The sequence below is a fragment of the Schaalia sp. genome (assembly GCF_050312375.1).
GTDB classification, from domain to species: domain Bacteria; phylum Actinomycetota; class Actinomycetes; order Actinomycetales; family Actinomycetaceae; genus Pauljensenia; species Pauljensenia hyovaginalis.
On the sequence record NZ_JBNOYB010000006.1, the window covers coordinates 1 to 22,646 of the forward strand.

Annotated in this window: 17 protein-coding genes and 1 tRNA gene; 4 read left to right on the top strand and 14 right to left on the bottom strand. The window is 61.1% G+C overall.

Features of this window, described 5'->3' with window-relative positions; genetic code table 11:
- The 7 genes from ACQY7V_RS00420 to ACQY7V_RS00450 form a co-directional block, all read right to left on the bottom strand.
- A partial coding sequence (locus ACQY7V_RS00420) for an ImmA/IrrE family metallo-endopeptidase (protein WP_428638402.1) occupies window positions 1–962 on the bottom strand: 962 nt, incomplete at its 3' end.
- On the bottom strand, window positions 943–1,689 hold the full coding sequence (locus ACQY7V_RS00425; protein WP_053793954.1) for a M48 family metallopeptidase: 747 nt from the start codon (window positions 1,687–1,689) through the stop codon (window positions 943–945). The genes ACQY7V_RS00420 and ACQY7V_RS00425, both read right to left, overlap by 20 nt.
- Window positions 1,682–4,837, bottom strand: coding sequence for a type I restriction endonuclease subunit R (locus ACQY7V_RS00430; protein ID WP_053793955.1), 3,156 nt, complete (start codon window positions 4,835–4,837; stop codon window positions 1,682–1,684). Before ACQY7V_RS00430 ends, ACQY7V_RS00425 begins: the two co-directional genes overlap by 8 nt.
- Entirely contained in the window at window positions 4,834–6,075 is a 1,242-nt protein-coding gene (locus ACQY7V_RS00435) for a restriction endonuclease subunit S (RefSeq protein ID WP_080999260.1), read from the bottom strand. The genes ACQY7V_RS00430 and ACQY7V_RS00435 overlap by 4 nt, the downstream gene beginning before the upstream one ends.
- The gene (locus tag ACQY7V_RS00440; protein ID WP_053793957.1) at window positions 6,069–8,738 is read right to left on the bottom strand and encodes an N-6 DNA methylase; all 2,670 of its coding nucleotides are present in this window, start codon (window positions 8,736–8,738) and stop codon (window positions 6,069–6,071) included. The genes ACQY7V_RS00435 and ACQY7V_RS00440 overlap by 7 nt, the downstream gene beginning before the upstream one ends.
- 25 nt (window positions 8,739–8,763) lie before the next feature.
- Window positions 8,764–8,970 (bottom strand): type II toxin-antitoxin system prevent-host-death family antitoxin, encoded by a 207-nt coding sequence (locus ACQY7V_RS00445; protein ID WP_053793958.1) that lies wholly within the window; start codon window positions 8,968–8,970, stop codon window positions 8,764–8,766.
- A 576-nt stretch (window positions 8,971–9,546) separates the two neighbouring features.
- A tRNA-Gly gene (locus tag ACQY7V_RS00450) sits at window positions 9,547–9,620 on the bottom strand.
- A 240-nt stretch (window positions 9,621–9,860) separates the two neighbouring features.
- Here ACQY7V_RS00450 and ACQY7V_RS00455 point away from each other — a divergent pair.
- The 3 genes from ACQY7V_RS00455 (at window position 9,861) to trxA (ending at window position 11,425) form a co-directional block, all read left to right on the top strand.
- Window positions 9,861–10,301, top strand: coding sequence for an NUDIX domain-containing protein (locus tag ACQY7V_RS00455; RefSeq protein WP_428638405.1), 441 nt, complete (start codon window positions 9,861–9,863; stop codon window positions 10,299–10,301).
- A 41-nt stretch (window positions 10,302–10,342) separates the two neighbouring features.
- The gene (locus tag ACQY7V_RS00460; RefSeq protein ID WP_154475864.1) at window positions 10,343–10,972 is read left to right on the top strand and encodes a TetR/AcrR family transcriptional regulator; all 630 of its coding nucleotides are present in this window, start codon (window positions 10,343–10,345) and stop codon (window positions 10,970–10,972) included.
- 90 nt (window positions 10,973–11,062) lie between these two features.
- Complete coding sequence (gene trxA, locus ACQY7V_RS00465; RefSeq protein ID WP_154475862.1) at window positions 11,063–11,425, top strand: thioredoxin; 363 nt, start codon at window positions 11,063–11,065, stop codon at window positions 11,423–11,425.
- Window positions 11,426–11,555: 130 nt separating this feature from the next.
- On the opposite strand, the gene ACQY7V_RS00470 is transcribed toward trxA, so the two are convergent.
- The 5 genes from ACQY7V_RS00470 to ACQY7V_RS00490 all read right to left on the bottom strand — a co-directional run bounded on the left by ACQY7V_RS00470 (window position 11,556) and on the right by ACQY7V_RS00490 (window position 19,387).
- Window positions 11,556–12,605 (bottom strand): aspartate-semialdehyde dehydrogenase, encoded by a 1,050-nt coding sequence (locus tag ACQY7V_RS00470; RefSeq protein WP_428638408.1) that lies wholly within the window; start codon window positions 12,603–12,605, stop codon window positions 11,556–11,558.
- A gap of 274 nt (window positions 12,606–12,879) precedes the next feature.
- Complete coding sequence (locus tag ACQY7V_RS00475; protein WP_321082663.1) at window positions 12,880–14,196, bottom strand: aspartate kinase; 1,317 nt, start codon at window positions 14,194–14,196, stop codon at window positions 12,880–12,882.
- Window positions 14,197–14,465: 269 nt separating this feature from the next.
- Window positions 14,466–15,932: an amino acid permease gene (locus ACQY7V_RS00480; RefSeq protein WP_154475858.1), complete on the bottom strand. Its 1,467-nt coding sequence runs from the start codon at window positions 15,930–15,932 to the stop codon at window positions 14,466–14,468.
- A 27-nt stretch (window positions 15,933–15,959) separates the two neighbouring features.
- On the bottom strand, window positions 15,960–16,421 hold the full coding sequence (locus ACQY7V_RS00485) for a hypothetical protein (protein WP_428638411.1): 462 nt from the start codon (window positions 16,419–16,421) through the stop codon (window positions 15,960–15,962).
- Window positions 16,418–19,387: a glycoside hydrolase family 2 TIM barrel-domain containing protein gene (locus ACQY7V_RS00490; RefSeq protein ID WP_428638413.1), complete on the bottom strand. Its 2,970-nt coding sequence runs from the start codon at window positions 19,385–19,387 to the stop codon at window positions 16,418–16,420. Before ACQY7V_RS00490 ends, ACQY7V_RS00485 begins: the two co-directional genes overlap by 4 nt.
- A 315-nt stretch (window positions 19,388–19,702) precedes the next feature.
- Here ACQY7V_RS00490 and ACQY7V_RS00495 point away from each other — a divergent pair, with 315 nt between their 5' ends.
- Entirely contained in the window at window positions 19,703–20,686 is a 984-nt protein-coding gene (locus ACQY7V_RS00495; RefSeq protein WP_407826320.1) for a LacI family DNA-binding transcriptional regulator, read from the top strand.
- A 145-nt stretch (window positions 20,687–20,831) separates the two neighbouring features.
- Here the strand turns inward: ACQY7V_RS00495 and ACQY7V_RS00500 are convergent, their stop codons facing one another.
- Together ACQY7V_RS00500 and ACQY7V_RS00505 are read right to left on the bottom strand one after the other, a co-directional pair.
- Window positions 20,832–21,632 (bottom strand): ABC transporter ATP-binding protein, encoded by an 801-nt coding sequence (locus ACQY7V_RS00500; RefSeq protein ID WP_428638424.1) that lies wholly within the window; start codon window positions 21,630–21,632, stop codon window positions 20,832–20,834.
- Window positions 21,632–22,579: an ABC transporter permease gene (locus ACQY7V_RS00505; RefSeq protein ID WP_235361700.1), complete on the bottom strand. Its 948-nt coding sequence runs from the start codon at window positions 22,577–22,579 to the stop codon at window positions 21,632–21,634. Before ACQY7V_RS00505 ends, ACQY7V_RS00500 begins: the two co-directional genes overlap by 1 nt.
- Between the last annotated feature and the right edge of the window lie 67 nt (window positions 22,580–22,646).

Here is a 22,646-nt window from a genome sequence, read left to right on the forward strand (position 1 = left end):
GCAGCCGGTTTGAGCCGGAAAGCTCCTTGAGTGTCAAGACGCACGTAACGAGTGCTGTTCCTAACGAAGTAGCCCTCCACGAAGATGTAGTCACCGCCGCGCACCCATTGCTGCAACCGAGGGTTTTCCCAAAGAAGTATCGCTGCTTGCACAGGGGTCAAAGAGACGTATTCATCCCTCCCGTCGCGGATGAAACTGAAAACCGCTTGGAAGTCGCCCAACTGCGAGATACGAGGCAGTAGCCCGACCTCCTTGAGACGGTATTTCACGGCAGCACGAGAGACCTCGAAAAGGTCTGCGAGCTGATCCACCAAGTCGCTACACGTCGAATCGGTAGCTGTGTCCAGTATCTGATTGGCGGCCAGAGTGAACGTTGTTCTGGGCATGAGGACGCGAGGAGCAAGACGGTGTGCTTGCCATTCCAGCCACTGAAGCTCTGTCTCTTTACGCTTCGACTTCTCCGATGGCTGGAAGAATGTTGCCGAGGTGCGAGACTTCAAAGGCTCAGGAGACTGCCCGATCACCGCGAGCCTTTGATGATGTATCTGGAAGAAGACACGGTCCTTTTCCCAATGGAGTAGCTCGTGCATCAGGGCATTGCGCCGTGCGCCCCTACCTCGGCTCCACTCTGAGTCAGGATCCACCAGGATGGTTCCAGCCTTGTAGAAGACCGGCGTCGATTCTCCTGTGCTCGGATCATAGACGTCCACAGGGCCATCAACCAAGACACAACATGCGAATACATCCGAACTAGCAGACAAGTGAGCTAATTCGACATGGAGCCCGCTTGCCTCCAGCAACTCATCAATAGGAATTGCCATTGGAGTCTTGAGTGCCTGCGGGCAATGCTCCGTAAGGTACTTTTCAGCGTAGTCATCAAGCCGGTTCTTCCCCAGGATCAGGGCCCCGGTCTTTCGGTTAATGTCATAGACATCCGCATGACTACGCAAGGCGGTCGCCAACTCGAATGTCCTCCTTACTGATATGGTCCAGCGGTAGTTCCCGCAAAGTTCGATCAGCTTCCCGCCATGTCGGGCAGAATGATTCAACCAGCTCATAGAACCGGTTCGTGTGGTTAGGCTCGAGCAGGTGCACGAGTTCGTGGATGATCACATATTCCAAGCACTGAGGCGGCTTTTTCACCAATTGGAGATTGAGCCAGATTCTGCGATCGTTGACATTGCAGGTGCCCCAACGAGTCTTCATCTGCCTGATGCGGAACTCCTCGGCCGTGATCCCCGTATGTTGCTGACAACGTTGCGCCGCAGAGTCAAGCACCCGGTAAAGCTCGCCGCGATACCACTCGGTGAGCACCTTTTCGCGCTGATGCGAGTCATAGTTCTCCGGCACGGTCAGGATGAGTTTGCCTGGACGCTTGGATACAGCGGTGCGACGGCCATCATGGTTGACCTGAAGCCGGTAGGGCTTGCCCCAAAGGTAGTGAGCTTCGCCGGAAACGTATGTGCGCTCAGACTGACGGGGTTGAGTGCGGATCTGCTGTTGGCGCTTATAGATTTCGGGCAGCTTCTCGAGCAGAAAGTGGGTCAGGTCTTGCTCGGGTATATATGCGGGTGCACTCAACGTGACATCAGCATGCGGCGGGATAATCCGTAGGTAGACATTTTTCAGTGTTTCTTTACGGATAACCTTGACCGCGACGGCTCCTACCTGGATGATCTGCTCAGACATTGGTGTACTCATCCTGCTGAGAAATCAGATCGAAGAAGTCGTCAACCAGTGCAGCGATATGTGTTTCAAGAATTTCCAGCTCATCCAGAACTGTGGCGATCGCCTTCTTGATACGGCGTTGTTTTTGGAGATTCGCCAACCACCCGGACTCGGCTGAATCGCGAATGCTCTCGTCAAGGTCCAGGGCCACTAGTTCGAGATCCATGCCGTCAAATTCTTCACGATTCTGCACGAAGTCGTACAAGGCCCGAGTGGCCGCTCGGGTTCGCACAGGTGCCGGATAGTTCTCGGTCTGTTCGGGAGAAAGGATGCGACGGGCCAGTTCTGCCACTTGACGCAGGTACTCCGCATAAGAAATAGCCCCGAGGCGACGCTCTTCGATGACTTTCTTGAGCAGTTCTGACATCTTCCCGTAGTAGGCGCGGTTCACCGGCATTTTGCGGATAATCTCGCGTGTCAGGTTGGCATCGATGATCTCTGCTTTCCCGTTGTTGCCAGGCGTCACCCCGTCGATGATGGTGTCCACCGGTGTAGTGGATGACTTGTCGGCCAGCAGCTCAACCAAGGGTGTGTCGTCCAATTTGGACACCACGGTGCTGTCGTGCGCGGAGACATAGGTGTCCAGGATGAACCTCATGTCCTCCTGGTAGCTGCGCAGGTCAATCCAGTCCTCCGCTGCAAGCATGACAGCGTCTTTGAGTTGGTTGTAGTTGCGCACTTCGTGTCGAAGAGATTCAACCTGCTGCGGACTGTAGGCAAAGTCTGTTACGAGGCTGTCGCTGCATTGAGCAAATGCTCGCGTCAATGTTGCGACGAGGGAATAGAAAGTAGAGCGCTTGCGTGATCCTGCGTCAGCGGAATCGGCCTCGTCAGGAACCTGGCAGAAGAAGCGGATACAGGCTGCGTCATCTCGTGGGGAGTCGACCTCTGAAAGCAACTGCGACAGAGAGGTCCTTGCCCCTTCCATTGTCGCTTTCGCCTCGATGTTGCGATTCTTGATCAGTCCATCTACGTCCTCGCGGCTGAACTCGTCGAAGGCTGCGGTCGTGTAGTCAACGAAGGCGGATTGCACGGAGCGGAATAGGTCCTTGTAGTCGACAATGTAACCGTAGTCCTTGCTCTCGTCATCGGGCCGATTCACCCGGCAGATCGCTTGGAAAAGGTCGTGATCCCGCATCGACTTGTCGATGTACAGGTAGGTGGCGCTAGGCGCATCAAACCCGGTCAGCAGCTTATCGACGACGATAAGCAGCTTCATGCGCTCAGGCTCGTCCTTGAAAAAGCGCTTAGCCTCGTCTTCGAATTCCTTGACGCTCTTGCCGCCAAGCATCAGCTCGTAGATGCGCTTCTTGTATTCGTCTTCGCTTTCCCCGTCCAGGTCGGAGGAGGCGGTGCGCACGGCAGCATCGCTGGGCTCATACGAAGTGACGACAGCGCATCGCTTGAAGCCAGCCGATTGGAAAATCTCCCAGTAGCGACACGCTTGGTAGATACTACCCGCAACGAGCATGGCCGTTCCCCGGCCCTGCAATCGGGGTTTGGTTGCCATATCAACCTGAATGTCCGCCGCGATCTTGCCCAGCCGTTCCCGCGACGAATACAACTTGTTCAGTGTCGCCCATGTTTTCTTTAACTTGTCTTTTGCGCTGTCGGTAAGGCCTTGGGTCTTGGCCTCGAACCATTGATCAATGCGCGCCTCGGAAGATAAATCCTGGTCGACGTCTCGGGCTTCGTAACGCAGATCGAGGATCACGTTGTCCGCGACGGCGTCGTTGAACTTGTAGGTGTGAATGTAAGGTCCGAAGACCTCCATTGTGGTCTTCTTGTCTTTCTTGAGCAGGGGCGTACCAGTAAAACCGATTAGGGTGGCATTCGGCATCAACTGGCGGACTGCCTCATGCAATTTGCCGGAGTTGGTGCGGTGCGCTTCGTCGATAAAAGCGACGATGTTGCCCTTCGCTTCGTAATCGCTGGGCAGAGCCTCTAGTAGTTCATGGCGGTACGCTTCGAGGTCTGCGTCCTTTCCGGCGTTGTGACCGTACTTGTGGATCAGCGAACACACCACGCGCTCAGTAGAGGCGTTCAAGACAGCTCTCAGGTCCGCACCACTTGTCGCACGGTGGATTGGAACATCGATGCTATAGAACAGGTCGCGGATTTGCTTGTCGAGTTCATCCCGGTCGGTGATGATGACAACCCTAGAATCATCCAGATTCTCAACGATCCATTGCGTCAGCCACGCCATAATGAGGGACTTTCCGGACCCCTGCGTGTTCCAGATGATCCCACCCTCACCCCGTTTCAGGAAAGGCCGCGATGCCAAGCAGGCAAATACTTGATTGTGCCGGGCGAGCTTCTTCTTTCCTCCGTCAAAGATTACGAAGTCATGAATGAACTGCAACAAACGTTGCTTGTGGCACAGCGAGACTACTCCCTGCTGCAAAGTGTTCGCGACCTGTTCGCGCAGTGTGCGAACCTCAACAGACGCCGCATCTTCTGCCGCATCGTCTTCTCTCCACTGCAGGTAGAACTTTTCGGGCGTTTCGATCGTCCCGTAGTAGAGCCCCTGGGACTCGTTACCGGCGAGAAGTAGCTGTTGCGTGGTGAAGAAGCCCGAAATGTACTCAGGCTTCTGGTTGGTGATGAGCTGCCGAATCCCCTGGGAGGCCTCTACCGAGGACTTCTTCAGCTCGAACATGGCCACGGAAATGCCGTTGATGTAGAGCACGATATCCGGGCGTTTGCTCTTCGCGCCCCCGGAGGTGTACCGCACCGTCACTTCTTCTGCCAGAGCGAACTTATTGAGCTCTGGATGCATCCAGTCAATGTAGTGCAGCGTCTTATGCTTGTGATCAACTGCGTCGCGGTACTTATACCCATAGCGCAACAGCGAGTAGATTTGCTTGTTGGCTTCGTAGAGCGGCAGGCCCCGATTCTGAGTCAAATCCATCAGTGCCTTGACCGCCTGAGTGACCGCATTCGTTGGATAGCCCCGGTCGATCAAATGCGCACGCAAGTCATCCTCGCGCACAGGCGCGTTCGCCAGATCACGCAGTTCACCAATGAACTCGTATCCGAGGTGCTTGACTAGGCACTCCTTGATTAGGCGCTTCTGGGCCTCAAACTCAGTGCTCACGTTCAGGTTCATGACGCCTCCTCGTGTACCGGCAAACGCACACGGCCTGTCAACAAGTCTTCCATAGCTCCCTGCTTCAGCCGCTCAACCTTCGCGCGTTCCTCAACAAGACTGACAATCTCCGCGTCCATCGCAAAAAGGGCCTCGGAAATACTGATCTGTTCACTATCGGTAGATGGGGCAGAGAATGAGAAGTCTGCGAGATCTTTCTGGTAGAGGTGTTTGATTGTCGATCCAGCCGCTAGCGTATTGATAAATGCACGAAAGACCGACGACATGAGAACCCAGTACAAAAACTCGCGTGCTAGAGAAGAGTGAGGACGAAAAACAAACACTCCACTATTTAGTGTTGCAGGCATTCCCAAATCTGGAACTAAGGCTACCTTTCCGATAGTTCCATCTTTAGTAACCAGCACATCGCCAGCCTGGACCTGTATCGCAGGATCCATTTCATACCGTTTTTGGCTGACGAAAAAGATCTGCTTAGTTGATACATGACCGTCCTCAAAATCAGTACCGGAAATCAGAAGACTGTATCCCGAACGCAAATATTCGCCCGCTTTAAGTCCTTGCCAGCCAATTCTGGCCTTCGGAATAATCTCTTCGGCAAAATTGATCACACGCCAAGGTTGCGAGAACCCCGGAATGCGCCGCGTTCCGCTGACAAGCTCTTCGAGCGCTCCATCGCGAATGGCCTGCTTCTTAGCGATGAGCGCGTCTAGGTTCGCGAGATGCTCATCAAACCCAGATAGCACATCAGCGATCGCCTGCTGCTCAGGTAGCGAAGGTAACGGGATGGCAACTTTTCTCACGACCTCCTTATTGAGGTTCTGAACTCCACTACCAGCAGCGAGCGACTCGTACTGCTGATACACAAAGCTTGAAGCCAGAAGTTCTGCGAGGAAACGCACATCCACTCGTTTGTCAAAATCTGAGAGTCGTAGCCAACCATCGTGGATGCAGCCAGAAATTCTTAGTATGTAGGGGCGACCAAAACTCATCGAGTTCGACAAAATCAAATCGCCAGGGACAACATGAACGGACTTTTCCGCGCCTTCCTTCGTAACGCGTTCAGCAGTACTGGAAATATAACGTCCTTTTCTTGGCGCATCGCCGATCTTTATCCAGTTAGTACCGCTTGGCGAATCTGTTAGGAAATTATCGATTGGTCTTGGGGATGCTCCGCGGACAATAGTGGCCAGATCGCCAAGTCTTACATCCGCCCAAGTTGCGGGGTACTGAGTTACCACGAGTATCCCATCCTCTCAAGGCTCCGGAGAACGGTGTCACGAGATCGCTGAACGTCGGCCTCGATGGCGGGAAGAGTTCGTTCGTATCGTTTAGCGATCTCCGTAATGCGGGTGGTGTACTCGTGCAGGCGCTGCGCAAATAGAGCGACGATGCGCATGGAAAGCGCGGCGCACCATTTCTTTTCGAACAAGAGGTGCTTGATTTCGTCCTCGGACAACTCGCCGTACTGTTCCTTCACGAGAGCGTCCAAGTCTTTGCGCGCCTCCTTCGCCTGCGTCTTTAGCCTAGTGAGGTGCTCTAGCACCGCTTGGTAGGCAGTGAGTGCCTCGTATTCCTCTCGATAGAGTTCCGGAATAGGCGCTTCAGCCAGCAGCTGCTGTTGCACTGCAACAGTGTTGCGCTTGATCAGCTTTCCATTCTTGCCGTAAAGGTCCAAGGCGGCTACATCAGGGTTCTGTTCCAAGAGCCATGCGATCCGAATTGTGTTCTTGCTGGCTAGTGCTTCTAGCAACTCAGCAACCACGGTCAACTCGGGAGTCGATTTCATGGCCTCGAGTTCGGCAATGCGGGATTTCAACGCAGCCTTGGTCACGCTCCCGCTGCTACTAAGTACGCTGTCGAATGGGTTGTCTTCTTCCGGTTGCTCTTCAAGTATCTGATCCAGCTCTGCTTCGCTTGCAGCAATCTGCTGCTCAAGATCCGAAAGACGCGAACGCTCGGTGGCGAAGTATTCCACCTCGATAAGTTCTTTGGGGAGGAGCACGCCGTCGAAGCCAGTGACCTTGCTTGTCTTGATTTTCTCTCCGTCAGCGTTCTTCTTCTCTTGGTAGATGTACTCGATCTCTCGTCCTGCGAGGTAGCCGACGGCCTTGATCAGATAGGCGTCATCTTGTAGACGCTCGTTCCAGTAGTTCAGGAGGACGTCAAAAACGTCGTACGCATCAAGCATCCGGGCGTCCGAATAATCGCGCACGAGTTGCTGGCCAATAGCCCGGATCATTGCTTTTAGATCCGTTTCCTTGTCAATATCGAGTAGCACTGGGCGTGCAGTGCTCTGTGCCCAAGCGTCAAACCAAGCTGCGGTTTCCTTCTGTTTTTGTGCCTCCAAACCTGGATCGGTAGCGATATGAGAAGCAAGCGCATCAGGCGAAAGCAGGAGTTCAAAGCGCCCACTGTCCTGCCGGTTGAATAGCTGGTTCTTCAACGCTGGCGCGACTTCCCACAGCGAGCCCAGGGACTCAATGTCTTTGGCGGGTATCCCGCCTTGGAGATGAGCGGCAATGTCCTGCGGTAGTTCGGTTGCAGGTCGCTGGATGTAGCGGGGAACATTGAGGTTCCCACCGTTGTTCTCCAGGATCTCCTCGTACGACACCATCCGCGAGTACCCAGGCACGTCCAACTTGTTGGTGAAGGTATGGACGATACGTTCGATGTCCTGCTCACGCAGGCGGTTCTTATTTCCGTCTTTCTTGAATCCTTGGCTGGCATCGATCATGAAAATGCCGTCGTGCTCCTCAGTACGTTCTTTGTCGATCACGATGATGCATGCAGGGATTCCTGTGCCGTAGAACAAATTCGCAGGCAAGCTGACGATGCCAGTGATGTACCTGTTCGCCAATACCTGCTTGCGGATTGTCTCCTCGGAATTGCCTCGGAAGAGAACTCCATGCGGCATGATGATTGCCGCCTTACCCGCAGAGTCGAGGGACTTGAGTACGTGGAGGAACCAGGCCCAGTCGCCATTTTTCGCGGGCGGAGTCCCGTAGCCGTCGAAGCGATGGTAGATGTCATTGTCCGGGTTGATTCCGTTCGTCCACTCCTTATCGGAGAATGGCGGATTCATGACAATGAAGTCGAACTTTCGGAGCTGATCAAAGCTGTCTTTGAACTGCGGCGAGCTCAGTGTGGACTGAGTCTTGATTTCACCAGTGCCCTTCTGGTGGAGCACGAGATTCATCCGGGCAAGGCCAGCAGTTGATTTGTCGACTTCTTGCCCGTAGATCGTGACAACCGAGTTCCCTTGTCGGTTCACTGGCGCTTCATCTGCGGCGCGAATCAACAGGGAACCACTACCACAAGCCGGATCGTAAAGTGTCCAGGATGTTTTCCGGGAAGCGTCAATATTCGCGATACCGATTAGGCGGGCCATGATGCGCGAGACTTCGGAGGGCGTGTAAAACTGCCCCTTACTCTTGCCGGACTCCTGGGCGAACTTCATCATGAAGTACTCGTAGGCGTCTCCGATGATGTCATCGCCGCTGGCGCGATTGGTTCTGAAGTCAATTGCGGGGTTCTCGAACACGGCGATGAGTTTGGTGACCCTATCGACCAGTTCCTTACCGTGGCCCAGTTCGTCCTCATTATTGAACGAGACATCGGGCAACGAACCCTGCAGCTGGTTTTCTTCAAGAAAGGCTGAAAGAATCTTATCGACTCGTTCACCGATATCCGTCTTTCCCTTGGCAGCTACCAGGTCTTCGAATGAAGCTCCTTCACGCACCGAATAGTCGCCATAGCGTTCTCCCTTGTAACGATCCGAGACGTACTTGAAGAACAGAAGTGTCAGGACATAGTCCTTGTACCGGGCAGGCTCCACGCCACCACGGAGATTGTTCGCGGCCTCCCAGAGAATGGCGTACAGTTCGGTCTTTTTCACTGCCATCAATTGATCCTTGTAGGTGTGATTATTAGTATTCGGTGATATCGATTCCTGATTGCATCAACCGCTCATAGCGCTCGATGGACATCAGTACTGCCATGGGCTTGCCGTTTTTTAGGATGAATCCGGCCTCATCTTGTTCAGAAAGTTTCGTGATGATCTTCGAGGACTGACCCCGCAAGAAGTCCGACATATTGAAGAACTCCATGGTGGTGCGTACTTTCGCTTCAGCCATGTCTAGGTCCTCTCTGTTCGCGTGACGCCCGCAGTAGTTCACTTCAATAGCAACTTAAAAAGTCATTACTTTTTATTGTATCTCCCAGCATCGTCCATGGCTGTGGACACGCCGAAGCGCCCGAACGTCGGCTCGTCTTCTCAAACTCAGCGGTCGATGTGATCGAATCAGCTGTTTGACTATGCTGCCACTTAGAGTTCGCTAGAAGCGGCGCACCCTGCAACCTGTCGCTGGCAGCGGTTCTCTTGTAGTGTCAGTTCCGCTCCCTCATCCGTTCGACCCGCCTCAAACCTTTTGACGCTTGCTAGATACTTTTTGACGCAAGCCCCATACCTTTTGGCGCGGGGTCGTACCTTTTGACGCTAGGCCATACTTTTTGACGCTTCCGGCCTCGACCGGCCGAGCAGACTCCTGAGATGGCCTTCTGAGGCTCCGATCAGCCAGCACTATGAGCCGCTCCGCAGCTCCGCGCGCCCGACCGCGCCACCCCAAAAAACCACCCCAGAACAGCGAAAACGCCACCCCGGATACTTTCCGGCCGGGCCGGAAATCCTTGTATCCAAAGTGACGTTCTATTGGAGCGGGCGACGGGAATCGAACCCGCCTCTGAAGCTTGGGAAGCTTCCATTCTACCGATGAACTACGCCCGCGAGCCTCCATCGGAGGAGGTACCCCGATCATAACCGCCGATGCCCTCCTCGTCCAAAGCGGAGCATCCTGAAGCAGACGAACCGCTCCGTCCGGGGGCCTTCCATATTGCCCGGCGGCGACGAGCAGCGAAGCATACGGGGCGAGACGGGGCGAGCTTTCCCTCATCGCGACGGATCAGCCGGATCGATTGAAGCGGAGACGCCCCGCACCTGCGCGCACCGCCTCCGTAGACTCATCCCATGAAACCCGCCCCCGTCGTCGCCGCCGTGATCCTCGACTCCCTCGACTCCCCCTCGCGCCTCCTGTGCGCCGCACGCGCCTACCCCGCCGAACTCGCAGGGCGCTTCGAACTGCCCGGAGGGAAGATCAACCCGGGCGAAGAACCCCTGGAGGCTCTGGCCAGGGAGATCGAGGAGGAGCTCGGGACCGCCCTGATCTTCGGGGCCGAGATCCCCTCCCCCGAGGGCGGCTGGTGGCCGATCCTGGGAGGCAGGGACATGGGCGTCTGGCTCGCCGAAGTCGCCCCCGACTCCCCCGCTCCCCGCGCCGGCGATTCGCATTCCGAACTCCGCTGGCTCGACCTCGAGGACGCGGAGGCCGTCGATTGGATCGGCGCGGATCTACCGATCGTGCGCGCCGTGCGCGAAGCGACGAGGACGATCACCGCCCGCCTGACATGAATCTTTGACGACACCAAGGCTTTCGGTGTCAGAATATCCCCATGCCCAAGATCATCGGAGAGTGCCTCGCAGACCACCGGGCGCTCACGCGCCGCAAGCTCTTCGACGCCCTCGGAGAACTCCTCGCAGACAACCCCTTCGACACGATCACGATGGCGCAGATCGCCAGCCGCGCGGGGATCGGCCGCACGGCCGTCTACAACCACTTCGAGGACAAGGAAGTCCTCCTCCTCGCCTACATGAAAGAAGCGACCAGCGAGTTCGGCACGACACTGCGCGCCGCAGTCGAAGCGCAGAGCGACCCGATCGAAAGACTGCGGACCTACATCCGCCTCCACCTGGAGATGACCGACCACTACCACATCTCCGGGCGCCTCAATCTTCGCGATCAGGTCTCCCGCCCGAACTCCGGGCACCTCCACGACCATGCCGGAGCAGTCGAACGCTACCTCGGTTCCATCCTCGTCGATGCGATGAACGCCGGCGCGATCCCGAAGCAGGACCCGCGAGCCCTCGTCCCCATCATCCACGCCTGCCTCATGGGCGCCGAAGCCCCCGGACGCCCCGCGGAGGGCCGCGCCCGCGCCGAAGTCGCTGAAGAATTCATCCTGCGCGCCCTCGGCGTCGAAGCGTCGAGGATCACACCCGGACGCCCTCCCCGAGCGGAATAGCCGCCGATGCGGCATCGTTGTCCTAAAGCGAAAGGGCAGCACGCCCGCACGACCGACCCTCCGGGCACCCCGGGAATCTGAGGAGAATCCATGTCCACCATCGCCCTGACCGCTGAGAACTTCGAAACGACCGTCGCCGAGAACGGCATCGTCCTCGTCGATTTCTGGGCCGCCTGGTGCGGCCCCTGCCGGCAGTTCGCCCCCGTCTTCGAAGAAGCCTCCGAGAAGAACCCCGACATCGTCTTCGGCAAGATCGACACCGACGCCGAGCAGGACCTCGCGCACGCCGCGCAGATCTCCTCGATCCCGACGCTCATGGCCTTCCGCGACGGCATCGCCATCTTCCGCCAGTCCGGCGCTCTGCCCGGCTCGGCCCTCGACGACCTCATCTCCCAGATCCGCGGCCTCGACATGGACGAGGTGCGCAAGCAGATCGCAGAATCCGAGAAGTGACGCGCGCACGCCGGAACTGACGATCGCCCTCGGCCCCGATAATCGGGCCGAGGGCGAAACCGTCGATCATGGACTCGCGGGTTCGGGCTCCACGCCGAGTTAGAGCCCGAAGCCGATGAGCGGACGGGACTCAGTCCCCGAATTCGCGCGCGACGACCTCGGCGACCTGGATCGCGTTGAGGGCCGCGCCCTTGCGCAGATTGTCGGCCGACACCACGAGCACCAGCCCGCGGCCGTCATCGACCGCCTGATCCTGGCGGATGCGGCCGACGAGGACCTCGTCGCGACCCGCCGCCTCGAGCGGCGTCGGCACCTCGACGACCCGCACGCCCGGCGCATCGGCGAGGATTTCGCGCGCCCTCTCGGGCGTGATCGCCCCGGAGAACTCGGCGTGGATCGTGAGGGTGTGCCCCGTGAAGACGGGGACGCGCACGCAGGTGCCCGACACCTTGAGATCCGGGATGTGGAGGATGCGGCGCGACTCGTTGCGGAGCTTCTGCTCCTCGTCGGTCTCCTCCGTTCCGTCCTCGACGATCGAACCTGCGAGCGCGACCACGTCGAAGGCGATCGGCGCGACGTACACCTCGGGATCCGGCAGCGCGACTGCGCGACCGTCGAGGGCGAGGGCGGCGAGATCCTGCTCGACGCCCGCCTTCGTCTGGCGGATGAGCTCTTGAACGCCCTTGATCCCCGAACCGGAGACGGCCTGGTAGCTTGACACGAAGAGCCGCTTAAGGCCTCCCGCCTCGTCGACGAGCGGGCGCAGCACCGGCATCGCCGCCATCGTCGTGCAGTTCGGGTTCGCGATGATGCCCTTCGGGCGCTCGGCCGCGTCCTCGGGATTCACCTCGGAGACGACGAGCGGGACCTCCGGGTCCTTGCGCCATGCGGAGGAGTTGTCGACGACGACCGCTCCGGCCGCGGCGAACTTCGGCGCGTAGTCGCGCGAGGCGCCCGCCCCTGCGGAGAACACGGCGATGTCGATCCCCGAGAAGTCGGCGGTGGCGACGTCCTCGACCGTGATCTCCTCGCCCTTCCATTCGAGTGTTGTCCCGGCCGAACGCGCGGAGGAGAAGAAGCGGATCGACTTCACCGGGAAGCCGCGCTCCTCGAGCAGCGTGCGCATGACGCGGCCGACCTGTCCGGTGGCGCCGACGACTGCGACATTGAGTCCGGTCATGATGTTCTCCTTTTCGTTATTCCCTCTCCGCCGAAAGCATCACTTTTCTTCACCGAAAGCATCACTTCCTTTCGTCGAAAGCACTACTACTTCTCGGCCTCGAGAGCATCACCAGTGCACAGAGCCACGAAGGTGATGATCTCGACGGGCGAAAGTGATGATCTCGATGGATGAAGGGATGATCTCGACGGGCGAAAGTGATGATCTCGATGGATGAAGGTGATGATCTCGGCGGGCGAAGGTGATGCTTTCGGTGGAGGGGGGAGGGGAGGGGTCAGCGGCCGGTGCCGCCGTAGACGACGGCCTCCGTCTCGGTCGCGTCGAGCCCGAAGGCCGAGTGCACGGCCTTCACCGCCCGATCGAGATCGTCGAGCCTCGTCACGACCGAGATGCGGATCTCCGAGGTCGAGATCAGATCGATGTTGATCCCCGCATCCGACAGGGCTGCGAAGAGCTTCGCGGACACGCCCGGATTCGTCCGCATGCCCGCGCCGACCAGGGAGAGCTTGCCGATATTCGGGTTGTACCGCAGCTCGTCGAAGCCGATCTCATCGCGCGCGGCCTCGAGGGCCTCGAGCGTGCGCTGGGCGTCGCCCTCGGGGAGCGTGAAGGAGATGTTCGCAAGGGTCGGGTCGGAAACCGGAACGTTCTGAACGATCATGTCGATGTTCGCGCCGACCTGCGCGCAGATCGAGAACACCCGAGCGGCGACACCGGGATTGTTCGGCAGGTTCGTGACCGTGATCTTGTCCTGGGAGCGGTCGTGCGCGATTCCCGAGATCAGGGGCTTCTCCATGGTGAGGTCCTTCGGATCGACGAGGGCGGCCGAGGGCACGAGGCCCTCGAGCTCGGGGTTGGCGGGAGAATCGGAGATCCACGTTCCATTCTTCTCCGAGAAGGAGGAGCGGACGTGGAGGGGAACGCCGTAACGACGGGCGAACTCCACCGCGCGCAGGTGCAGGATCTTCGCGCCGTGGGCCGCGAGTTCGAGGGTCTCCTCCTGCGTGACGGTGCGCAGACGATGCGCCTTCGGGACGATCCTCGGGTCGGCCGAGAAGAGTCCGTCGACGTCGGTGTAGATCTCGCAGACATCGGCGCCGAGGGCGGCGGCGAGGGCGACGGCGGTCGTATCCGAACCGCCACGGCCGAGGGTCGTGACGTCATCGTCCTCGGACACCCCCTGGAAGCCGGCGACGATCGCGACCTGGCCCTCCTTGACCGCGCGGGCGACGCGCTCGGGGACCATGCCGACGATCTGCGCGCGACCGTGGTGGGAGTCCGTGCGGATGCCGGCTTGGGCGCCCGTGTAGGCCTGGGCCTGGACGCCGAGTTCATTGACGGCCATGGCGAGCAGGGCCATCGAGATCCGCTCCCCCGCGGAGAGCAGGATGTCCATCTCCCGTTCGGGGGCCTTCGCGGTGAGTTGTGCGGCCGTATCGAGGAGGTCGTCAGTCGTGTCGCCCATCGCGGATACGACGACGACGACCTGATGACCGGCGTCGTGCGTGTCGGCGACGCGGCGTGCGACTCGCTTCATCGCCTCGACATCGGCGACCGACGAGCCCCCGTACTTCTGCACGATCAGTGCCACGGATCCCCATTTCCTCCGGGCGCCCGCGGCGGCGGGCGCGATTCATCTCATCCTATGGCCGACATCCGACGGCGTAGTGCCCGACCGTCATTCGGGCATTCGCACCGCAGCCCCTCCGCCGGGCCTCCGGGACCTGCCCCGGCGGCTCTTCGGGACCGGCCCCGGCAGCGGCTCCGGGCGCCGCCTGGAAGGCTCGGAAGACGACGAGCGCATCCCGGAATCGGGACCGAGTCCTCGCTCCGGGATGCGCTCGATACGCACGATGCGGCTCAGCGCCTCCTCATGCGCTCCGCAGTCGGGGTGAGTTCCTCATGCGCAGCGGCGGGGTCCTCGGCCCGGAGCCGATTGATGTACCGCTGGTAGATGATGTACGCGCCCCCGATGAAGATGACGACGCCGCCGATGTTGTAGACGAGCGTGAGCCACACCTCCTGCCCGTAGGGCAGCGTGCCGGTGATGAAGACGAAGGAGAAGACGAGGATCATGAAGGCCGCCATCCCCATTCCGAAACGACGCGATCCGATCTTGAAGCCGCGCGGCACGTCGTCGTAGTTCTTCCTGAAGAAGAAGTAGGCGAGGTAGATGAACAGCGGCGGGATGAGGGCCGTCGCCGCCGTCATGTTGATGACGATCTGGAGAAGACCGTCGATGGAATCCGAGCCGAGGGCGGGAATGATGAGGATCGGGACGACGATGAGGAACTGGACCCATGCGGCGCGCCACGGAATGCCCCGGTCGTTGAGCTCGACGAGCTTGTCGCCGAAGATGCCGCCGGGGATCTCGGAGAAGAAGATCTTGACGGGAGTCGCAGTCCACATGAGGAGGGATCCGAGGGTCGCGGTGAGCATGACGAGGCCGACGACCCTGTTGATGAGCCCGCTTTCAAGGCCGAAGTAGGCCCCGAGGCCGCCCATCGTCTGGAAGATGCCCTCGGAGTACGACAGTTCCCCGGCCTTGACGAAGACGGTCATGAGGAGGGAGGCGACGGCGTAGAGCATGCCGATCATGAGGCCCGCGAAGATGATGGTCCTGATGAAGGATCGGACCCCGCCCTTGAGATCGTTGATGTAGACGCCGACGGACTCGGCGCCTCCCACGCCCTGGATGATCCATGCGAGGGTGCCGAAGAAGGCCCACATGGAGGCGAAGGAGGCGGTGTCGGGTTTCATCGCGGACAGCGTGATCGGCGTCGCGGGTTCGAGTCCTCCGGCCAGTGCCGCCGCGGTGAGGACGACGAAGGCGAGGGCCATGGCCATCATCAAAGTCGCCCCGATGTTGGTGACCTTCCCGATCCAGGCCGCGCCCTTGGTCGACACCCACGTGGCGAGGGCGAATACGGCGATCGAGATCACCGTGATCGCCGTCTGCGACAGGACCTTCTCCTGCCCCCAGATCATGTACGAGGCGTAGACGAGGACGATCGGCAGGAGGGAGGCGAAGTAGAAGAGGTTGACGAACCAGTAGGAGAAGGCGCCGAGGAAGGCCCAGCGCCCTCCCAGGGAGGTCTTGACCCACCGGTAGTCGCCGGATTCCGAGTCCTTGTTGAGGGCGACGAGCTCGGCGATGATGAGCGTGTAGGGCAGGAAGTAGAGCAGCGTTGCGAAGAAGAAGGCCGGGGCCGATGCCAGGCCGATGGACACCGAGTTGTTGATGACGTTGCGGAAGTTGAACACCGCCGCAACGGTCATCGTGAGGAGCGCGTAGGTGCCGACGCGCGCACGAGCGGAAGAGGTCATCTTCGATCCTTCGGGTATTCGAGTGGGTTACTTGTTGGCGAATGAACGTCCTTCGACGGTGACGTTGAGGAGGACTCCGCTGAATCCCGCTGCGGGCCGGATTCTCGATGCCTCGTTGATCGCGAAGCAGATGAGCTGTCCGGGCTGGATCGTCGTCGAGGCGACGCCCTCCTCATCCTCGGATCCGAGTTCGACCTCCTCCCTGTCGTCGAGGTCGGAGTACGGTCTGAGCGTGCGCCCCGCTTCGGCGTGATCGATCTGCGCCGACCCCTCCTTGCAGAACAGGACGCGCGCATAGCGACGACGCTTGATGGCGTGCGCATCGGCGTCGTCTGCCGTGAGGAGGCGCCAGGTCAGGGTGTCGCCGACCGAGTAGGCCACACCGGCGGGGAGGGAGTCCGCGAGGGCGATCGCCTGGAAGACGCGGTCCCATTTCGTGTCGCCCGCTAGTTCCCGTTCGGCGGCTTCGAGAGTGTCGAAGAGTCTCATTCGGCGGCCTCCTCGGCGGTCTGGAAGATGATTCTGTGCTCGAAGGCCCGCCAGCGGACCCTGTAGGAGTCGAGGACCTCCGATCCCCAGGAATTGGAGCCGAGGCCGAGGAGTTCGAAGTCGATGTTGAGCTCGTACGACTCCTCGGCTTCGAGTTCGTCGAGGTGACGCGCACGCTCGAGTTGAGCGTCCGAATAGGGCAGCGCTCTGAAGCAGAAGGCGTCCGGATCTGCGAGGACGCGAAGGCCCGCGCCCGTCTCGTCGATCAGGCTGAGGGATCGGACCTCCGTCCGGTTGCCCATGTCCTGCGGTCTCACATAGGGGGTCGTCATCTGCGGGACCGTCGTCGAATAGGAGCCGTGCAGGTTCGCCCGGCACGAGTCGGGGTAGTTCTCCTCGGGCCCGCGGCCGATGTAGGACACTGCGGAGAAGCGGGAGGGCAGGGACATGCGCAGCCCGATCCTGGGAATGATGTCGGAGTAGTCGCCGTAGGGGTCGCCTGAGACCGTCAGGATGAGCCGGCCTCCCGGCTCGATCCGCCAGAGGTAGCGGCACCGCATGCCGATGTCGAGTCCGGGCGGGGCGATCGTCGTTCTCACGTCGATCTCGACGCATTCGCCCTCGCGCCTCCACTGCGCCGAACGCACGGACTCCTGGAGGAGGTGCAGGAGGCGCGGCTTCCACAGCGCCTCGCACTCCTGGGCGTGATTGTCGATGAGGGCGTGCCAGAAGGCGAGGCGGGGCCCTGAGTCGAGGATCTCGCGCCCTCCTGCGCTGAGTGAGCGCAGGGAGCCGTCGATGAGATCGAAGACCGCGTGCTGCCGACCGGTGATGACGTGCAGCTCATCGCCCTCGAGGCGCGTCTCGATCCCCTGAGGGGCCGCGGAGGGCTCGACTGCGCGATCCGCCCGCCATGCCTCGATGAGGAAGTCGGCCTGCCCGAGGGGGTGATCCGTCTCAGCGCTCGGCGTCGGGACGGTCGAACGCGCCCGGACCGCCAGACGCAGTTCATGGGTGCCGAGGTGCTCGTCGAGGCTCGACTCCGCCCGGCTCCTGGCGTCCTCGATGAGGTCTGCGACGCTGAGGCGATGGGAGTCCCCGGGGCCGAGGGCGGGGCAGGCGATCATTCTCTTTATCGCGGTCCGCCCGTCGACCATGCACTCGAGTTCGAGCTCGACGTCCTCAAGGGCTTCGAACCATCGTCTCGAGGTGATGACGAGGTCGTGGGCGTCGAGGGCGAATCCCAGGGGTGCGATGACGGAGGCGTATTCGCGCAGTCCCGGACTCGGCTCCCTCCAGGGGAAGACGAGGCCGTCGATGCAGAAGTTGGCGTTGTTCGGCTCGTCTGCGAAGTCGCCGCCGTATCGGTAGGAGGTTGCGCCCTCGTCGTTGACGATCCGGATGCCGTGATCGATCCATTCCCAGATGAAGTGGCCCTGGATGTGCTCGTAGGAGTCGATGACCTTCTGATACTCGGACAGGCCTCCCGGCCCGTTGCCCATCGCGTGCCCGTATTCGCAGAGGATCCTGAGCTTGGGATGGGGGTACTCGCCGAAGTCGTGCATCTGGGAGACCCTCGAGTACATCGTCGAAATGACGTCGACGACCTCGGCGTTGCGGTCCTCCTCGTAGTGGACGGGGCGCGTCGGGTCGAGTTCTTTGCAGCGTTCGTACATCGCGCGGATGTTGCAGCCGAATCCCGATTCGTTGCCGAGGGACCACATCACGATCGACGCGTGGTTGCGCTGAGCGAGGACGTGCCTCTCGATGCGATCGACGTAGGCGCGGCTCCACTGAGGATCGTCGGTCAGCTGCTCGATCTTGCCGACGTTGACGAAGCCGTGGCTCTCGAGGTCGGTTTCGGCCAGGACCATGAGGCCGAGGTAGTCGCACATCGCGTAGAAGCGCGGATCGTTCGGGTAGTGCGAGGTCCTGACGGCGTTGATGTGGTGCGCCTTCATCATCCGCAGATCACGGTCGATGGTGCGGACGTCGACCGCGCGGCCGCGTTCAGGATCGTGATCGTGCCGATTGACCCCGTGCATCTTGAAGTAGCGGCCGTTGAGCAGGAGGCGCCCGTTCTCGATCCGGAGGTCCCTGAAGCCGAGGGGATGGGCGATGACTTCGCTCGCCCCTTCGATGCCGGAGTCGGCCGGATGCAGGGCGAGTATCAGGGCGTAGACGCTCGGGCGCTCCGGATTCCACCACCGGATCCCCTCGATCCGAGTCGTGAAGGAGGCGCTCCCCTCTTGCGTCACCTCCACCGTCTTGTCGAAGACGCTCCGGCTTCCCGACTCGATATCGAGGATGGCGCAGGACAGGCGCATGTCGTCGCGAGAAGGCGGAGGAAGGGTGCAGTTCAATGAGAGTTCCGCAGCTGAGCCGTCGGCGCTCATGGTGGTCGTGACGAAGAAGTCGTCGATCCCCTGACGAGGGCGTTCGAGCAGGCTGACCTCCCGGAAGATGCCGGAGGCCCACCACATGTCCTGGTCTTCGATGTACGTGCCGTCGCTGAACTGGCACACGAGGACGCTCAGCAGGTTGCGCCCCGCGATCAGGGCATCGGAGACATCGAACTCGGCGGTGAGGCGCGACCCCTTGGAGAATCCGATCTTGCGCCCGTTGATGAAGACTTCGAAGTAGGATTCGACGCCCTCGAAACGGAGGATGTAGCGCGCATCGGGATCGATCGCCTCAAGGGTGATGAGGCGCTGGTACAAGCCCGTCGGGTTCTTCGAGGGGACGTAGGGCGGGTCGACCGGGAAGGGGTAGGCCTCGTCCGTGTATTGAAGGGCTCCGTACCCGTCCATTTGCCACAGATGGGGGACCTCGACCTGGTCGAGGGAGGGATCGAGGGTCGTGAGGAGGGTTTCGGGGACCCGTTTCGGCGAGTCGAAGAGGGCGAATCCCCATGTTCCCGACAGGCTCCGATATCCGCGGCTCCGCTCTCGATCGATACCGAGCATGCGGCGCTCCGCCGCGGATCTCGCTTCGTCCAAGGTGGCATAGGGGACGAAATGGGCATGGGCGGGAAGCCGCCCAGCGGACAGGGTCCCGTGATCTTCCCAGGGGTTGTGTCGCCTCATCGCATTCCTGTCGTCGATCGACATCGAGTAAAGAAACCGGTCTCTATCGCCAGATAAACAGATGATCGATCAATAGAAACCGGTTGTCAAGCCCCTCATGCGGAACCCTCCCCCGCCGCAGGTCTGCAACAATGGGCCCCAAAGGAGGGGAACTTCGAAGAAGCCGAGGAGGACGACCTGAGCAGGCGAGCAACGATCCGCGACGTCGCGGAGGCGGCCGGAGTCTCGAAGGCGACGGTCTCCCGCGTCCTCGCGGGCAACTACCCCGTTTCACGTGAAACGGCCGATCGCGTCCGAGCGGCCGTCGATCTCCTCTCGTACTCGGCGAAGGCCTCAGCGCGTTCACTCGCGACCGGTCGAGCGGACGCATTCGCCGTCGTCGTCTCCGAACCCCTGGCGACCTTCTTCGCAGATCCGACCTTCGCGCGGATCCTCCAAGGCATCACCGACACCCTCGGCTCGACCGAGATCGCACCGATACTGCTGCCGACCGCGACCCCGGAGGAACAGGCGAAGGCGCTCCGCCTCATCACGAGCAGAACGGTTGACGCAGTGATCCACCTGTCGCCGTGGACCGATCAGGGCCTCCTCGTCAGCCTCCTCCACGAGCAGATCCCCGTCATCATCTGCGGACAGGATGCGCGATTCGAATCCGCGGGAAGATTCTCCTTCGTCTACTCGGACGACCGGGTCGGAGGGCGCACCGCCGCCGAGCACCTCAAGAGCACGGGGCGCAGGAAACCGCTCGCAGTCCTCGGCACGCCCAGTCAGCAAGCCGCCCAAGACCGCTACATCGGCTACACGGAGGTCTTCCCCGATCTCGATCACGCCCGCACGCGCTGGGGAGGCTGGGGAGTCGCTGACGGGCGCGCCGCGATGACGGACCTCCTGAGCCGGCACCTCGAATTCGACGCGGTTCTGGCCGGCTCGGACCGGATCGCCCGAGGAGTGATCGAGGTGCTCCACGAGGCCGGACTCGACGTGCCGCGAGAAATCGCCGTCATCGGATACGACGACGACCCCTCCGCCATCAACGCCGCACCGACGATCACGACCATCGCCCAGCCCATGCACGAGCAGGGCGCCGTCGCATGCGCGATCGCGCTCGAGATGATCGAGGGCGGACCGAGCCGGACGGAGATCCTCCCCACCCTCCTTCGCGAGCGCCAATCGGCATGACCCACCGGTGAGCGGCGCGACGCGCCTTCATGCGATCCGCTCCGCCCGCCCCGAACGGCACCCGAAGGGCTCGGGCGATCAGCGCGCTCGGGCGAGCAGCAAGACTCAGGCGGGCAGCCTCCGCTCGGGCGGCGAGCACCGAGTCTCAGGCGAGCAGCGTCCGATCGGACAGGCCCGCCCCGCCCTCGCCGCGGAGCTTGTCGAACTCCTCGAGGAGCGACTCGACGGTGGCCGCCTTCTTCGCCTCGCCGGACAGCTCGAAGATGATCCGGCCCTCGTGCATCATGATGAGCCTGTTGCCCATGGTCAGGGCCTGCTCCATGTTGTGCGTGACCATGAGGGTCGTCAGGCGCTGGCGCTCGACGGCCGCGCGCGTCAACTCGGTGATGAGCGCGGCGCGCGCGGGATCGAGGGCGGCGGTGTGCTCGTCCAGGAGCAGCACCTTCGGGCCCGAGAAGGTCGCCATCGTGAGCGAGAGCGCCTGGCGCTGACCGCCCGACAGCAGCCCCACCTTCGTGGTGAGACGATCCTCGAGGCCCTGCTCGAGCGGCGCGAGGACCTCGCGGAACATCTGACGCCTCTTCGCCGTCAACGCGGCGCTCAAGGTGCGCCGCTTGCCACGCGACCAGGCGAGGGCGAGATTCTCCTCGATGGACAGGTGCGGAGCGGTGCCCGCCATCGGGTCCTGGAAGACTCGCGCCACGTACCGGGAGACCGAGTAATCGGGCAGCTTGGTGACGTCCTTGCCGTCGATCGTCACGCGGCCGATGTCGGCCTGATAGCGTCCGGAGACGATGTTGAGGAGGGTCGACTTCCCCGCGCCGTTCGACCCGATGATCGTGACGAAGTCGCCGGCCTCCAGGGTGAGGGAGACGTCGCGCAATGCGGTGCGCTCGTTGACGGTTCCGCGGAAGAAGGTCTTGGTAACGGCCTCGATCTCGAGCATCACAGGACCACCTTTTCGTTGTCGCGCTCTTCGGGGGTGTGCGTGATGTCCGGCTCGTGCACCAGGGTCTTGGCGCGACGGCGCTCCCTGATCCTCGAGAAGACGCCGACCCGGGGGATCATGAGGGCGAGGAAGACGATGATCGCCGAGATGAGCTTCATGTCGTTGGCCTCGAGGAACTCCACGCCCAGGGCGAGCTGGATGACGACGCGGTAGGCGATCGAACCGATGACGACGAAAAGGGAGGTCACCCACACCCCGCGCGAACCGATGAGCGCGGTCCCGATGATGACCGAGGCGAGGCCTGCGACGATCAGGCCGATGCCCATCGAGATGTCCGCGTAGCCCTGGTACTGGGCGACGAAGGCTCCCGAGGCGGCGACCAGGCCGTTGGACAGGGCCAGGCCCACGATCTTCATCGTGCCCGTGGGGACGCCCTGCGCGCGGGCCATGCCCTCGTTGTCGCCGGTGGCCCTCATGCCCAATCCGATCTGAGTGGACAAGAACCAGTTGAAAGCGGTGGTGACGAGGGCGATGAGGAGCGCGAAGAGGCCGATGGAGACCCAGGTGCCCACGAGGCCCGCATCGCGCAGCGGTGTCAGGACCGTCTCGACGCCGCGCAGGAGGGGCACGTTCGCCTTACCGAGGATCCGCAGGTTGATCGAGTAGAGGCCGATCTGAGTGAGGATGCCGGCGAGCAGCGGGTGGATGCCCGCGTTCACGTGCAGGACGCCCGTGATCGCCCCGGCCGCGCAGCCCGCGAAGAAGCCGCAGGCCGTGGCGAGCCAGGGGTTCTGGCCGGCGGTGATCATGACGGCGGCGACGGCGGCTCCCGTCGTGAAGGAGGAGTCGACCGTCAGGTCGGCGATGTCGAGGACGCGGAACGTGAGGTACACGCCGAGCGCCATGAGGCCGTAGATGAGGCCGAGATCAAGGGCTGTGAGCACTGGTCTTCCTTCGTTACGGGTGCGCGGCCCGGGTCAGCGGGCCCTTGCGCGGAGCGCCCGCCCTCGC